The organism is Streptomyces panacea, assembly GCF_040560175.1.
In the GTDB taxonomy this organism is placed as follows: domain Bacteria; phylum Actinomycetota; class Actinomycetes; order Streptomycetales; family Streptomycetaceae; genus Streptomyces; species Streptomyces panacea.
The window spans coordinates 19,734-33,764 of the sequence record NZ_JARJHW010000068.1 but is presented as its reverse complement, the minus strand read 5'-3'; the positions used below and the strand labels follow the sequence as shown (position 1 = coordinate 33,764).

16 protein-coding genes and 2 pseudogenes are annotated in these 14,031 nt (G+C 70.5%); 7 read left to right on the top strand and 11 right to left on the bottom strand.

Features of this window, described 5'->3' with window-relative positions; all coding sequences use genetic code 11:
* Together P3L51_RS18080 and P3L51_RS18075 are read left to right on the top strand one after the other, a co-directional pair.
* Positions 1-132 (top strand): annotated as a pseudogene (locus tag P3L51_RS18080) (carbohydrate ABC transporter permease); the annotation flags it as partial.
* Positions 133-433: 301 nt separating this feature from the next.
* A complete protein-coding gene (locus P3L51_RS18075) occupies positions 434-571 on the top strand; it encodes a hypothetical protein (RefSeq protein WP_354606279.1) in 138 nt (45 codons plus the stop codon).
* A gap of 6 nt (positions 572-577) precedes the next feature.
* Here P3L51_RS18075 and P3L51_RS18070 read toward each other — a convergent pair whose 3' ends face one another.
* Both P3L51_RS18070 and P3L51_RS18060 read right to left on the bottom strand, forming a co-directional pair.
* Positions 578-868, bottom strand: a complete 291-nt coding sequence (locus P3L51_RS18070) for a hypothetical protein (protein ID WP_354606278.1) — start codon at positions 866-868, stop codon at positions 578-580.
* A 450-nt stretch (positions 869-1,318) separates the two neighbouring features.
* Positions 1,319-1,996 (bottom strand): uracil-DNA glycosylase, encoded by a 678-nt coding sequence (locus tag P3L51_RS18060; protein WP_354606277.1) that lies wholly within the window; start codon positions 1,994-1,996, stop codon positions 1,319-1,321.
* A 220-nt stretch (positions 1,997-2,216) separates the two neighbouring features.
* Here P3L51_RS18060 and P3L51_RS18055 point away from each other — a divergent pair.
* The 3 genes and pseudogenes from P3L51_RS18055 to P3L51_RS18045 all read left to right on the top strand — a co-directional run.
* Positions 2,217-2,486 (top strand): annotated as a pseudogene (locus P3L51_RS18055) (uracil-DNA glycosylase family protein); the annotation flags it as partial.
* Positions 2,483-3,490 carry an N-acetylglucosamine kinase gene (locus P3L51_RS18050; protein ID WP_354606276.1) on the top strand — a complete coding sequence of 336 codons (1,008 nt, stop codon included), beginning with the start codon at positions 2,483-2,485 and terminating at the stop codon, positions 3,488-3,490. The pseudogene P3L51_RS18055 and the gene P3L51_RS18050, both read left to right, overlap by 4 nt.
* A 95-nt stretch (positions 3,491-3,585) precedes the next feature.
* Entirely contained in the window at positions 3,586-4,503 is a 918-nt protein-coding gene (locus P3L51_RS18045; RefSeq protein ID WP_354606275.1) for a sirohydrochlorin chelatase, read from the top strand.
* A gap of 115 nt (positions 4,504-4,618) precedes the next feature.
* On the opposite strand, the gene P3L51_RS18040 is transcribed toward P3L51_RS18045, so the two are convergent.
* Positions 4,619-5,716 carry a lactonase family protein gene (locus tag P3L51_RS18040; RefSeq protein ID WP_354606274.1) on the bottom strand — a complete coding sequence of 366 codons (1,098 nt, stop codon included), beginning with the start codon at positions 5,714-5,716 and terminating at the stop codon, positions 4,619-4,621.
* A gap of 190 nt (positions 5,717-5,906) precedes the next feature.
* Positions 5,907-6,836 carry an SDR family oxidoreductase gene (locus P3L51_RS18035; protein WP_354606273.1) on the bottom strand — a complete coding sequence of 310 codons (930 nt, stop codon included), beginning with the start codon at positions 6,834-6,836 and terminating at the stop codon, positions 5,907-5,909.
* Between the two features lie 127 nt (positions 6,837-6,963).
* Here P3L51_RS18035 and P3L51_RS18030 point away from each other — a divergent pair, with 127 nt between their 5' ends.
* Positions 6,964-7,644, top strand: a complete 681-nt coding sequence (locus tag P3L51_RS18030; RefSeq protein ID WP_354606272.1) for a TetR/AcrR family transcriptional regulator — start codon at positions 6,964-6,966, stop codon at positions 7,642-7,644.
* A gap of 266 nt (positions 7,645-7,910) precedes the next feature.
* Complete coding sequence (locus P3L51_RS18025) at positions 7,911-8,627, top strand: HAD family hydrolase (RefSeq protein WP_354606271.1); 717 nt, start codon at positions 7,911-7,913, stop codon at positions 8,625-8,627.
* A gap of 199 nt (positions 8,628-8,826) precedes the next feature.
* On the opposite strand, the gene P3L51_RS18020 is transcribed toward P3L51_RS18025, so the two are convergent.
* The 7 genes from P3L51_RS18020 to P3L51_RS17990 all read right to left on the bottom strand — a co-directional run bounded on the left by P3L51_RS18020 (position 8,827) and on the right by P3L51_RS17990 (position 13,898).
* Positions 8,827-9,237: a cytidine deaminase family protein gene (locus tag P3L51_RS18020; protein WP_354606270.1), complete on the bottom strand. Its 411-nt coding sequence runs from the start codon at positions 9,235-9,237 to the stop codon at positions 8,827-8,829.
* A 40-nt stretch (positions 9,238-9,277) separates the two neighbouring features.
* Positions 9,278-9,727, bottom strand: coding sequence for an SRPBCC family protein (locus P3L51_RS18015; protein WP_354606269.1), 450 nt, complete (start codon positions 9,725-9,727; stop codon positions 9,278-9,280).
* Complete coding sequence (locus tag P3L51_RS18010; protein WP_354606268.1) at positions 9,724-10,128, bottom strand: ArsR/SmtB family transcription factor; 405 nt, start codon at positions 10,126-10,128, stop codon at positions 9,724-9,726. The genes P3L51_RS18015 and P3L51_RS18010 overlap by 4 nt, the downstream gene beginning before the upstream one ends.
* A 51-nt stretch (positions 10,129-10,179) precedes the next feature.
* Positions 10,180-10,656 (bottom strand): VOC family protein, encoded by a 477-nt coding sequence (locus tag P3L51_RS18005; protein ID WP_354606267.1) that lies wholly within the window; start codon positions 10,654-10,656, stop codon positions 10,180-10,182.
* A gap of 86 nt (positions 10,657-10,742) precedes the next feature.
* Positions 10,743-11,669, bottom strand: coding sequence for a carbohydrate ABC transporter permease (locus P3L51_RS18000; RefSeq protein ID WP_354606266.1), 927 nt, complete (start codon positions 11,667-11,669; stop codon positions 10,743-10,745).
* Positions 11,666-12,541, bottom strand: coding sequence for a carbohydrate ABC transporter permease (locus P3L51_RS17995; RefSeq protein WP_354606265.1), 876 nt, complete (start codon positions 12,539-12,541; stop codon positions 11,666-11,668). The genes P3L51_RS18000 and P3L51_RS17995 overlap by 4 nt, the downstream gene beginning before the upstream one ends.
* Positions 12,531-13,898 (bottom strand): ABC transporter substrate-binding protein, encoded by a 1,368-nt coding sequence (locus tag P3L51_RS17990; RefSeq protein WP_354606264.1) that lies wholly within the window; start codon positions 13,896-13,898, stop codon positions 12,531-12,533. The genes P3L51_RS17995 and P3L51_RS17990 overlap by 11 nt, the downstream gene beginning before the upstream one ends.
* Positions 13,899-14,031: the final 133 nt, after the last annotated feature.

The window sequence follows — 14,031 nt, the reverse complement described above, 5'->3', positions numbered from 1 at the left end:
TCCTACGCCAGCACCGACTGGGGCGGTCTGATGGCCGCCGCCACCCTCATCACCGTGCCGGTCGTACTGGCCGCCGTCCTGGGGCAGAAATACCTGGTGGCCGGACTGACCTCCGGCGCCACGAAAGGCTGACTGATCGTTTCAGAATGAGCAGGCCCTGCCGACGCACACCGCCCAACTGACAGCCCATCAGGCAGGGTTCATTCTGAAACGATCAGACAGAGAGCGTTGTTCAAGTAGGCGCGTTCAGTGGGTGTTTGGGTAGTGGAGCGGGCTGGAGCTGCTGAGGCCGGGGTCGTTACCTGTGTCGCGAGAGACGGCTTACGCCAGCGCCGGGCATGTTTCCGCCCGTTCGCTCCCCCTGTGGCTGGGTGTCGGCCGACGGAACCACCAAACATGCCTCGACAGCGGCCGTATCCGAGTGACCTGTCCGATGCGCGATAGGAACTACTTGAGCCCGTTCTTCGACCTGGCGCGCGAAACGGCGGCCCACGCCGTCCAGAACGGCACCATCGCCTGGCAAGCCCTGGGTCGACAGCAGACGGCGGCCGGGGAGTCGAGGGCCGACTGACATCAGTCAGTCGCCGATGAACCACAGATACAGGTGAAGCCCGCGCTCGACGACCTGGCACAGCTCGCGGGCCTGCCCGACCCAGTCACCGCCCAAGTCGGCAGGAAGCCGGTCGAGTTCCGACAGCAGGAGCGGTACCTGCCGCTGGTTGAAGACCGCATCCCCATACGGCGTCAGGGCCCAGAGCATCGGGAATTCCGCCGGGTCCAGATCGGCGAAGCCGGCCGTCCAATCCACACCGGCTTTGGCGCCAGCCACGACGTTCCTACTGTCACCACGCACCGCCATATTGATCATCCGCCGAGCCTAGCGGCGCCCACCGCGACCCACGAGGGAATTACCGACCGTGACGTTTCCCGGGCCCCGACCCTGCCCGAGGAGCTCGACAAGCTGATGCGCCGAATGCGCCTGCGCTGCATGCGCAAGGCTGCACCGACCCTCGAGTCCTGGCGGGCCGAGGACTCCACCGTCCCCGAACCCACCCAGAACTCCCTGATCACCCTGGAGTGGATCGGCCGCGCGGAGAACCTGGTGATCGCCGGCTCGTCCGGAACCGGGAAGTCGCACGTCACCGAGGGTGTGGCCCAGGGTCGCGATCGAGAAGGACCCAGTGGGTCATCGGGGACGTATCGGCAGTACGGCCGATGGGAGCTCCGGCTCAGTCGGAGTCGGGGTCGTCGCCCGGGCGGGAAACTCGCGCCCCTGACACGACGACCGACTCCTTCCAAGCCGTCTCGCACTCCATGCCTACGGCAGCTGCCAGTCCACCGGCTGGGAACCTTGCCCGGTGAGAAGGTCGTTGGCCCGGCTGAACGGACGCGAGCCGAAGAAGCCCCGGTCCGCGGACATCGGGGACGGATGTGCGGATTCGATCGCCGGAAGATCCCCCAGCAACGGCCGCAGATTGCGGGCGTCACGCCCCCACAGGATGGACACCAGCGGCTTGTTCCGCGCGACCAGCGCCCGGATGGCCTGCTCCGTAACCTCCTCCCAGCCCTTCCCGCGATGCGCCGCCGGTTTGCGCGGGGCCGTCGTCAGCGCCCTGTTGAGCAGGAGCACACCCTGCCGCGCCCACGGAGTCAGGTCACCGTTGGAGGGCCTCGGCGTACCGATGTCGCGATGCATCTCCAGGAAGATGTTCTCCAGGCTGCCCGGGAGATTACGCACGTCAGGGGCCACGGCGAAGCTGAGTCCGATGGCCATTCCCGGGGTGGGATATGGATCCTGACCAACAATCAGGATGCGGACATCGTCGAAGGGCTGCTGGAAGGCACGGAGCACGTTCGCGCCCGCCGGCAGATACGTCCGGCCGGCAGCGATCTCTGCCCGGAGGAAGTCCCCCATGGCGCCGACGCGTTCGGCTACTGGTTCGAGAGCTCTCGCCCATCCGGGTTCAACAAGCTCATGCAAAGGTCGAGGTGCCACAGTCGATCACTCTACTTGTGATATCGACGGGAGAAGTCACTCGAACGGGATCACCTCCAAGACGCTAGTCTTCCTCATCGTCGAGATCATCAAGCCGCTCAAGCAGATCTCGCAACCGTTCGGAAGGAAGGAGCGGAGCACGTTGCGCCCAGTGATCGATCCACTTACTCACCGTCATCACGCCTGCTCAGCCCTTCGTTCCGAAAACGCGGATCCCGGAACCCCCGCACACGCGGTCGGCCTGAGCTTCTCCGTCGCGCCGGAGGTCCGGCCGGTGCTGGTCGCGCGGAACAAGCCGCTGGTGTCCATCCTGTGGGGCCGCGACGCCCGCGAGCTGCGCCCGCTCCTCGGCCGGTTGCCCGCGATCGAGTCGTCGCGCCCCTCCCCCATGTCGGCGGACCGGGGCTTCTTCGGCTCGCGTCCGTTCGGCCGCGCCAATGAACTCCTCGTCCAGCAGGGCGCGCAGCCCATCGACTGGCAACTGCCGTGAGCCGCGTGCTCGGTGTCGACTCGGGCGGATCCGGTCTGCGTGTCGCCCTCGGAACGGCGGACGCTCCGACGGGCGGCGAGCCGACGGTCCGGACGATCGGCACCGCCGTGTCCACCGAGCCGGTCCGCACCGGCCCTTCGGGTATCGATCCGGACCATCTGCTGGAGCAGTTGCTGCCCGCCGTGGAGACGCTGCTCGCGCGCGCGGGCACGGACACGGACACCACGGAGGCTCCGATGGCCGTCGCGATCGGCGCCGCCGGTATGGCGACGCTCGGCGACGGGCTCCGCGCCGAACTGCCCGCGGCGCTGGAGAGCGCCCTGGGAGTACGGCGGCTGGCGCTCGCCGCCGACGCCGTCACCGCGTACGCGGGGGCGCTCGGCCAGCGTCCGGGCGCCGTCGTGGCCGCCGGTACGGGCATGATCGCGCTCGGCACCGACCTGACGGACTGGCAGCGCGCGGACGGCTGGGGACACCTGCTCGGCGACTGCGGCGGCGGTGCCTGGATCGGCCGGGCGGGGCTGGAGTCGGCGATGCGCGCGTACGACGGGCGGCGTGGCGGTTCGGCCGCACTTCTGTCCCGGATGGAAGCCGTGTTCGGCCCCGCGTCGAGGATGCCGGGGGTCGTCTATCCGCGTACGGACCGGCCCGCCGTACTCGCCTCCTTCGCCCCCGAGGTAGCCCGCTGCGCGGCGCACGACCCGGTCGCCGCGGAGATCGTCAACGAGGCGGCGCGGCAGATCGCGGACGCGGCCGTCGCGGTGTGCCCGCAGACCGAGGGGTGTGAAGTGGCCCTGACGGGTGGGCTGTTCAAGATGGGCGACCCGCTGCTCGTACCCCTGCGGGCGGAGTTGGCCGAACGGCTGCCGCACGCCACGCCGGTGTCGGCGGAAGGTGATCCGCTGGCGGGGGCGCTACGGATCGCCGCGGCCCTCGCGACCGGTTCGCTTCGACTGCCGTGCGACGGACGGCTGTTGTCCGTCCAGACAGAGCGGGACGAATAAACAGTAAGCAGCATATCGAAAAAATATGGACAGATGACGCACGACCGGACCCTCCCCGAACAGCCGACCCCACAAAACCAGTAGCATTCGGCGCCATGAGCTCCCCCACTGGGCCGGCACCCGGCCTGCCTGTACGAATGCCCCGACCTCGACAGTCGGGGCGGCACCGCCGACCCGAACCCGTGGCGGCGCCCGAGGGCGCGCCCACGCTTGTCCTGGCCATGCCCGGCGTCCCGAGCGCCGAGGTGCGGAGCCTCGGCGAGGAGGTCGTCAGCATCGCGCGTTCCGAGCTGCCGGGCCTCGACGCCCGGATCGGCTATCTGGACGGCGACGACGACGAGTACCCCGCGCTGGGCACCGTCCTGGCCCAGACCGCCGAGCAGCGTGTCGAGCGCTATGAGCTCGCGAAGGCCGCGGGCCGTGAGGTCAACGAGCCGGAGGGCATCTCGGCCGTTGTCGTGCCGCTGCTGGCGGGTCCCGACAACTCCCTGGTCAGGCGCATACGTCAGGCCGTTGTCGACAGCAGGGCCGTGGCGGAGATGACCGAGGTCCTCGGTCCGCACCCGCTGCTCGCCGAGGCGCTGCACGTGCGTCTGTCGGAGGCCGGGCTCGCCCGCGCCGACCGGGCGAGGCTCTTCACGGTGGCCACGGCCGCCGACGGCATCATCCTCGCCACGGTGGGCGGCGAGGAGGCGGTCCAGGCCGCCGGGATCACCGGGATGCTGCTGGCCGCGCGCCTCGCCGTGCCGGTGATGGCGGCGGCGCTCGACGACGAGGGCGCGGTGGCGGCCATCGCCGAGCAGCTGCGTGAATCCGGGTCGACCCAGCTGGCGCTCGCCCCGTACCTGATCGGACCCGAGCTGCCCGAGGGCCTGCTCGACATCGCCCTCAAGGAGGCCGACTGCGCCGCGTCGGAGCCGCTGGGCGCGTATCCGGCGGTCGGCAAGCTGGTGCTCTCGCAGTACACGAGCGCGCTGGGCATCTCGGCGCAGACGCAGGCGCCGACGCACTGACCTGCGGTCTCCGGGTCGGCCCGGTGGCTGGTACGTCTCGATCGCCGGACCGTCCGATCTCTCGGACCGTCCGGCGATCGGCGTTCGGAGCGGCGCCGCGGCAGCAGCCGGCGGGTCAGCCGAAGATCACGCAGGACGCGGCGGGCGCCTCGAACGAGCCGGCCCGGGACGGGACTCCGGAGGCCGGATCGATGTCGAACCAGGTCACATCGCCGGAGTGCTCGTTCGATACGTAGAGCCTGCGGCCCGCCGGGTCCAGGGTGAGGTCGCGCGGCCAGCGTCCGCCGCAGTCCACCGTGGTGACCAGGACGGCCTTCTCACGCGTCTCGTCGAGCCTCAGGACGGCGATGCTGTCGTGCCCGCGCACGGCGGCCCAGAGGTATCCGCCGTCGTGTGAGACGACGATCTCGGAGGCGTAACTCGCCACCTCGACACCGTCCGGGAGGACGGGCGCCTCGCCGACCGGCTCCAGCGTGCCCTTGTCCGCGTCCCAGCGGCAGATCGTGAGCGTCGCCTCCAGCTCGTTCAGCACGTACGCGTGGGTGCCCGCCGGGTGGAAGGCGAGGTGGCGCGGTCCCGTGCCGGGGCGCAGCGCGGTCTCGCCGTGCGGAGTGATGTCGCCGCTCTCGGCGTCGACGGCGCTTGTCCGTACGGAGTCGGTGCCCAGGTCGACGGCGAGCAGCCACCGTCCGCTCGGGTCGGGCAGCACCTGGTGGGCGTGCGGGCCCTCCTGCCGCTCGGAGTCCGGTCCGGTGCCCTCGTGCTGGAGGATCCCGGCGGCGGCGCCGAGGCTGCCGTCGGCGTGGACGGGCAGGACGGTGACGCTGCCGGAGCCGTAGTTGGCGGTCACCAAGTGCCCGGCGGCGAGGGTGAGATGGGTGGGGCCCGATCCGCAGACCGGCACCGGCTCGCCGATCAGGCGCGGGGCCGAGGTGCCGCCCGACGCGCGGGGTGTGACCTCGAAAGCGGCTGCGGCGCCTTCCTCGCCCTCGGAGACGGCGTAGAGCACTGAGCCGTCGGCCGAGAGGGCCAGGTAGGAGGGGTCGGCGAGGGCGTCGGTCGCGCCGAGTTCCGTCAGCGCCCCGGTGTCCGCGTCCACGGCGGTGGCGATGATGCCGCGGCCTCCCGCCGAGGTGAACGACCCGATGTAGGCCCGCCCGTCGCTCCTGCCGACGCCGCTGCCGTCGCCGTTGCCGTCGCTCCTGTCGCCCACTGTCTGTCCCCTTGTCGCTCGTTCGATCGCGCTGTGCGTCCGTGAGTGGTGCGCGTGCCACCCTCGCGGCCCTGTCCGGCCGACGGTAGCAGGCGGTCTAGACCAACTGGCCGAGTCGGGTACTGCCGCCTGAACTACCCATTCCGGCGGCCGGTTCACCCTTTCGGGCGGGCCGGGAGCACATCTCGTCTCAGAGGGCGTGCGCAGGGAGCGCGACGCCGGTGAGCCGCTCGGCCTCCGCCCACAGCCGGGCGTTGATCTCGTCGTCGAGCGCCCTGCGGGTCGTGCGTGCCGTGGCGGTGGGGCCGACGAGGCCGAAGCGTCCGCCGGGGCCGTAGTAGCCGGCGGCGACCGCGTCGGGGCTGGTCGCGGCGTACAGCAGCGGTTCGGTGCCCTGCTCCGCCTCCTGCGACGGCAGGAAGTCGAGCTTGGTCAACAGGCGCGTGAGGGTCGTCCTGCCGGTGCCGAGGCTCGCGCCGGCCGTCTGGAGGTTGGTACGGGTGTAGCCGGGGTGCGCGCCGGTGCTCAGCAGCCGCCAGCCGCGTTCGGCGGCGATACGGGCCAGCTGCCTGGTCAGCATGAGGTCGGCGAGCTTGGACTGCGCGTAGGAACGGTTCGCGCTGTAGCGCCGGCGCTCCCACTGGAGGTCGGCGAAGTCGATCTTGCCGTAGTTGGCCACGCCGCTGCTCATGGTGGCCACGCGCGGGGATTCGGCGGCCAGCAGCAGCGGGAGGAGCCGGACGGTCAGGGCGAACGGACCGAGGAAGTTGCTGCCCATCTGGAGCTCGAAACCGTCGGTCGTCTCGATGCGGGAGGGCGGGGCCATCACTCCGGCGTTGTTGACCAGCAGGTCGATCGGGGTGCCGTCGGCGACGAGCCCGTCGGCGAACTCGGCAACGGACGCCAGGTCGGCCAGGTCGACGCGGCGTACGTCGAGCTTGGCGTGCGGGTGCCGCGCCAGGATCTCGTCGCGGGCCCGCTCGCCCTTGGCGACCGTACGAACAGCCATGACGACCTGCGCGCCGGCGTCGGCGAGACGGCGGACGGCCTCCTTGCCGGTCCCGCTGTTGGCTCCGGTGACGACGGCGTACTTACCGGTCTGATCAGGGACGTTGTACATGACGACTCCTTGGGGCGCACTCGGGTGCGGCGGACGGCGATCATAGAAGACCGCCGGTCTCTTCCATTTCCAAGCTAGCAGACCGCCGGTCCGATAACAACAGACCGCAGGTCTGTAGACTCGTGCCATGGCACACACCTTCCAGCGCGCCCGCAGCGAGGAGCAGCGCGCCCAGCGCCGCCAGGCAATCCTCGACACGGCGGCGTCGATGCTGACCGAGATGCCGGTGGCGCAGGTGAGCCTCAACGAGCTGAGCCGGCGCGTCGGGCTGGCGAAGTCGAACGTCCTTCGCTACTTCGAGTCCCGTGAGGCCGTACTCCTCGAACTCCTCGACGCCGCCTGCCGGGAGTGGCTGGAGCATCTGGATGCCGCGCTCCCCTCGGGCATGGACGCCGGTGCCCCGCTGCCCGAGCGCGGTGACCGGGTGGCGGCCGTGCTCGCGGCGTCGCTGGCGGACCGCCCGGTCCTGTGCGACCTCACCGGCGCACAGGCCGCGGTGCTGGAGCGCAACATCTCACCGGCCGTCGCGGCGGAGTTCAAACGCACCGCGATCGTGAACGTCCGCGCGCTGGCCGGTCTGGTACGCGCCCAGGTGCCCGAGCTGGGAGGCGAGGACGCGACACGGTTCGCGGCCGTCTGCGTCCTGACGACCGGGGCGGTCTGGACCCACGCCCAGCCGTCGGCCGCGATGCTCGCGGTGTACGAGGCCGATCCGGCGCTGGCGGCCATGCGGATCGACTTCACGGCGACGTTGCGGGAGGTGCTGGAGATCATGCTCTCCGGGCTGCTGGCGCGCGCGTCGCGCTGAGGGCCGTCGCGCCGCACCGACCTGTGCGGTCACGCCGGGGGACGGTGCGCGTCACCCCGACCCGCGCGTCACCCCGACCCGCGCGTCACCCCGACCCGCGCGTCACGCCGAGAGCGGGCCCGACGCGCCGGTCTCGTACCGCGTGATCCCCATGCTCAGCATGACCGGGGACGGCGGGACCCGCCGTCGCCGTACGGAACCGTCATGGACCCCGGTCGGCGGGTCACCCCGACGCGGGTGCGGGCGGGGTTGGCATGCTGGGAGGCATGAGCACCGCGAGCACCCCCTCCGCCATCTCGGCCCCCTTCGTCGTCTTCGATCTCGACGGCACCCTCGTGGACAGCGAGCCGAACTACTACGAGGCCGGTCGGCGACTGCTCGCGCGCCACGGTGTGCGCGACTTCAGCTGGGAGCACCACACCCGGTACATCGGCATCAGCACCCGCGAGACGCTGGAGGCGCTGCGCGGGGAGTACGGGATCGAGACGCCGGTCGACGAGTTGCTCACCGTGAAGGACCGTCTCTATCTGGAGCTGGCGCGCGCCTCCACCGAGGTATTTCCGGAGATGCGGAAATTCGTCGAGCAGCTGCACGCGAGGGGGGTGCCGATGGCGGTGGCCTCCGGCTCGTCCCGCAACGCCATCGAGGCCGTGCTCGGCGGCACGGGGCTGGACCCGTACTTCACCCTCGTCGTCTCCGCCGAGGAGGTCCCGCACGGCAAGCCCGCGCCCGATGTCTTCCTGGAGGCGGCGCGACGCCTCGGCGCCGACCCGGCGGACTGCGTGGTGCTGGAGGACGCGGCGCCGGGCGTGGCGGCGGCGCGGGCGGCCGGGATGCGGTGCATCGCCGTTCCGTACGTGACGGGCACCGCCGACGATCCGGCGTTCCGCGGGGCGGAGCTGCTGTTCGCACGCGGCCAGAGCGAGTTCACGGCGCGGGCGGCCTACGCCTGGCTGACCGGGACGGAGCAGGGCCGGGAGTAGGCACCCGGGTTCGTCGCTGATGCTGTCCGCGCTCGGCGGGATCGGCGGTGTCCTGCTGGGTATCGGCGTCACCACCGGCGACGCGGGGCGCCAGGGCCGGCCGGCGGTGGTGCAGCCGTGGGCGATGGGCGCTTCCTGAGTGGCCGTCAACACCGGTCGGGCCGCGCCAAGTTACGCGGCCCGGCCCGGCTCGGCCTGGTCAGTCGAGCGGCTGAGGCCATTCGTTGGCGGGCAGCAACTCGCGCAGACTCGCCGACGTGTTCCGGCCCAGGACCACCTCCGCGTCGATGTTGGCCGGGTCGATCTGCCGGACGAACTCCCGGCACCGGCCGCACGGCGGCAGTACGTGCAGGGCGCCTTCGTCGTTCCGCCACACCGCGACGACCTTGCGGATCCGGTATTCACGGGCCGTCACCATGGCGGCGATGGCCGCGTGTTCCGCGCAGAATCCCGTCCCCGAGCCGGTATCGACGCACACGCCGGAGTAGAGCGCCCCCGATTCCGTGACGAGGGTGGCCGCGACGTCACCGAACAGGCGGTCGCCCACCCGGTGCGGATGGAGCAGCGCCTGTGCGGTGTCGATCAGTTCGTTGTTCGAGGGAATCCTCACGCGACGGAACGCTACGTCGTCCCGCCCGCGTCGGTACGGGTCAGGTACGGCTCAAGTACGCGTCCAGCGCGCCGAGCCATGCGCCGGTGCCGTGCTCGCGCCACTCCGGCTTCTCGTTTCCGTCGAGGAAGCTGCCCTGCTCGGTCAGGGTCAGGCGGGTGCCGTCACCGTCGGGCTCGAACTCCACCGTGGTGAGCGAGGCGGTCCACAGCGTCTGCCCGCCGTGCAGGGTGGAGCTGTACACGACCCGGCCGTCCGGGACGATGTCGTGGTAGACGGACTCGAAGGTCATCACGGTGCCGTCCGGGGCATTGCCCCGATTGACCTCCCGGCCGCCGACCAGGAAGTCGAGTTCGTACGCGTTCTCCGGGCCCGCGAACCAACTGGCCTTCGCCTTCGGGTCGGACCAGGCGGCGAACACGCGGGTCGGCGGCGCGGTGTAGGCGCGTTCGACGGTGAACGTCGCGTGGGTGACGGTGCGGTCGGTCATGATGTACTCCCTCGCTCTGCTGATCCCTGCGGCCCTGTCGGCCCTGCCGGTCCTTGTTCCGACGGGCGATCCCGGCGGTCCCGCTCCGACAGGTGGTCGCCGAGCCGGTCGAGGCGGTGCTCCCATTCGGTGCGCTGCCGCCCGATCCAGCCCTCGGCCATCCGCAGCCCGGCGGGCTCGATGTGGCAGGTGCGGACCCGGCCGGCCTTCTCGGACCGGACCAGTCCGCACGCTTCGAGCACCTGGAGGTGCTGCATCACCGCGGGCAGCGACATCTCCAGGGGGTGCGCGAGCTTGCTGACCGACAGCGGGCCACGGGTCAACCGTTCGACCATGTCCCGCCGGGTCGGGTCCGCCAGCGCCTGGAACACCGCGTCCAACGAGCCTTCATAGTTAGGCACGTACTTAACTATCACAGCCGGGCCATCAACAGTCAAGTAAATACTTAAGTATCAGGCGGTGCCGTCGGCCGCCGCGCGCAGAGCGGCGAGATCGATCTTCTTCATGCCGAGCATGGCCTTCATCGCCCGCTGGGCACGTTCCTGGTCGGGGTCGTTCAGCAGCTCGTTCATCCCGCCGGGCGCGACCTGCCAGGACAGGCCGTACTTGTCCTTCAGCCAGCCGCAGGGGCCCTCCTCGCCACCCTCGGAGAGCTTGTACCAGTAGTGGTCGACCTCCTCCTGGTCAGCGCACTCGATCAGGAACGAGATGGCCTCGTCGAAGGTGAACTGCGGGCCGCCGTTGATCCCCGTGCAACGGAATCCGTCGAGCTCGAAGTCGACGGTGAGCACCGTGCCGGCCGGCCCGGGACCGGCTTCGCCGTAGTGGGTGATGCCGGTGATCATGGAGTTCGGGAAGATCCCGATGTAGAACTCGGCGGCCTGCTCGGCCTGCCCGTCGAACCAGAGATTGGGGGTGATCCTCGGCATGGCTGTCTCCCGGTGTCGTCGCGGTTCGCTACTTCCTTCCCTTTCGACTCTCGCACCGGCCGAAAGTCATCGCAGAAGTAGCCGCCTCAGCCCTTCGTCGCCCCCTGGAGCAGCCCGGTCACGAAGCTGCGCTGGAACAGCAGGTAGACGATCATGATCGGCAGCATCACGATGACCGTTCCGGCCGCCAGCGTCGGTACGTCGGTGTTGTTCTGGCCCACGAAGAAACCGAGGCCCGCCGGGGCCGTGCGCATGGTCGCGTCCTGGATGAGCACCAGGACCAGCAGGAACTGGTTCCAGGACCACATGAAGACCAAGACCCCCAGGGTCATGAGCGACGGGCGGGCCGGCGGAAGCAGCACGCGGAGCAGGATCGTGGCGGACGAGGCGCCGTCGATCCGCGCCGCCTCCACCAGCGACGGCGGCGTGGAGCGGAAGTGGGTCCGCATCCAGAACACGCCGAACGGCATGAACAGCGCGATCTCCACCAGGATGACGCCGAGGTAGGTGTCGGTGAGCCCCACGGCGCGCAGGTCGAAGTAGAGCGGCACCACGATCAGCTCGACCGGGATGGTCAGGCCGGCGATGAAGAACGCCCCCACCGCGTTGCCGCCGGGCAGTCTCATCGTGCCCAGCGCGTATCCGGCCAGGCACGCGAGGACCAGCGACGCGGGTACGACTCCGACCGCGATGACCAGGCTGGAGCGGATCAGGTCCGAGAAGCCGGCCACGCTCCAGGCCTGCCGGTAGTTGGCGAGGCTCCACTCCTCGGGCCACGCCGGCCCGGTGACTGGCTCACCCGCGGGCCGGAGGGATGCGAGGAAGACACTCAGGAAGGGGACGACGACGGCGATCGCCATGACGGTCAGCAGCGCGTAGCCCGACCAACGCTCCCTGTGTGACGTCCTGTTCGCGGCTCTCACCTTCACCGCCGTACTGGTGACGGCTGTCACCTCCGCCGCCGTACTGGTGACGGCTGTCACCTCCGCCGCCGTACTGTTCGCGGCCGTCATGTCTCGTACCTCGACAGCCGGTTGACGGCGTAGACGAGCCCGAGGATCAGACAGCTGAGCACCACGCCCAGCGCCGACGCGAGTCCCACGTCGCCGTCCGAGAAGGCCAGCCGGTAGACCAGCAGGCCGGGCACGGTGGTCTGCTCGCCGGGGCCGCCGTTGGTCGTGACGTACACGATGTCGAAGCCGGCGAGCGCGGCCACCGTCGTCACGGTCAGGGCGATGGCCAACTCGCCGCGCAGCTGCGGCAGTGTGACGGACACGAACTCCCGTACCGGTCCCGCGCCGTCGAGCCGCGCCGCCTCGTAGAGGCTGGGGTCCACCTTGTGGACCCCGCTGAGGAAGAGCATCGTGCACAGCCCGCTCAGCACCCAGGTGCCGACGAGCCCCACGGCGATCAGCGCGGTGTCGAAGTCACCGAGCCACGCGCGGGTGATCCCGTCGAGCCCGATGGCGCGAAGGGCCTCGTTGACCAGCCCGTCCTCCCCGTACAGCCAGCGCCAGGTCACACCGACGGCGACGAGCGGCACGATCTGCGGAAGCATGAACAGGACGCGGTAGATCCCCATGCCCGGCCGCCGGTACCGGGCCAGGAGGGCGGTCGTCAGCAGACCGATCGTGATGGGGACGAAGGAGAAGAAGATCACCAGCGTGAGGGCGTTGGCCAGGGAGCGCAGGAGTACCGGGTTCCGGAAGACCTCGCGGTAGTTGTCGAGCCCCACCCAGCTGCCGAGGGTGACGCCGTCCCAGTCGAACAGCGACAGATAGGCGGTGTGGAGCGCGGGAAGCACCGCGAAGACCGCGTAGACGGCGAGGGCGGGCAGTACGTAGAGATAGCCGCGCATCGCCCCGCGCCGGTGGCTACTTCTCATGGTGCGCCTCCCATACGTCCTGGATCTCGGCCAGGAACGGCCCCGGTCCGGTGCGGCCGGCGATGAGTCTCTGTACGCCGGAGCGGAGCCGGTCGAGCATGGACGGTGCGGTGAAGTCGGGAAACTGATTCGTACCGTCGTCGGCGACCACGCGCCGGTGCGCGGCGGCCACTTCACCCAGTACGCCCTTCTGGCCGGGCACGGCTTTCGGGTCCGGCGGGAGGAATCCGTTGGCCGCGACGATTGAGGCGGCCTCGGACGAGGCCATGAAGTCGAGGAACGCCCCGGCCGCTTCCGGGTGCCGGGTACGCGAGGAGACGGAGTAGGCGACGCTGAAGCCGGATGCCACGGACCGGGCGGATTCGCCGGGACCGGGCATGGGGAAGAAGCCGACGTTCTCCCCCATCGCGCCCGCCAGTTGACCGGCCGCCCAGTTGCCGTTGATCAAGAAGACGCTCTCGTCGCGGGTGAAGTGCGCGGTGGAGTCGACCTGCGCCGTGCCGTTGGCGAAGGGGTCGAAGTATCCCTTGGCCGCCCACTCGGCCACCAACTCGGCTGCTTTCAGGGGGCCTTCGGTCTCGATCGTGGCTCCGTCACGTCCGTCCACCCAGGCCCGGTACTCCTCGGGCGGCATCATGACGTTGACGAGCGCCGCCCAGAGATGCAGACCGCCGGAGTCGAGAGCGCCGAGGCTCATCGGCGTCAGGCCGGCCCTCCTCGCCGCCGCCAGTTGGTCCTCGAACTCCTTGAGTGTTCGCGGCGGACGGCCGATGCCGGCCGCCGCGGCCAGTTCCCTGTTGTAGTACAGGCCCGTCATGGACAGTCCGACGGGCACGCCGTACAGCGGTTGATGACCCGCCGGGCGGCCTGACGTACCGTCACCTCCCCCCGCGGTGAGCTGAGCCAGATTCGCCGCGGGGAACTCCTCGCGCCAGCCGTACGCGTCCCGGTAGGGCGCCAGATCGAGAATGTCGCCGCGGTGCGCGAGGGCGTCCATCCCGACGGCGTACTGCGCGATGTCGGGCGCGGTCTCCGAGGCCATCGTGAGCTTGAGACTCTTCACGTAGTCCGCGAACTGCGTGTACCGCGGCCGTACCTCGATGCGCGGGTTCTTCTTCTCGAAGGCCGCGGCGAGCGCGTCGACCATCACCGGCGCGTCCGCGAAGTTCAGCCGGAGCGTGATGTCCTCGTCGGGTACGGCCGTGGACGAGGGTACGGCCCTGGGCCGACCGGTGTTCGCGTCGTAACCGCTGCCCGGGGTCAGGGCGCCGCAGGCGGCGAGCGGGACGGAGAGCGAGAGGACGAGGGTGCCGGCGAGGGCGCGTCGGAGCGCCGCGCCTCGTTCGGTGGCCGCCATGGATGCCTCTCCGATGGGGGAAGGGGACGGGGGATGCCGGGTGCGGGCGCGCCCACGGGGGTCCCGCGCCGGCGCCCCCGGACGAGCGGAGATGCGGCCCGCCCGGTCAGCCGGCTCGGCCGGGAGGGTCGGC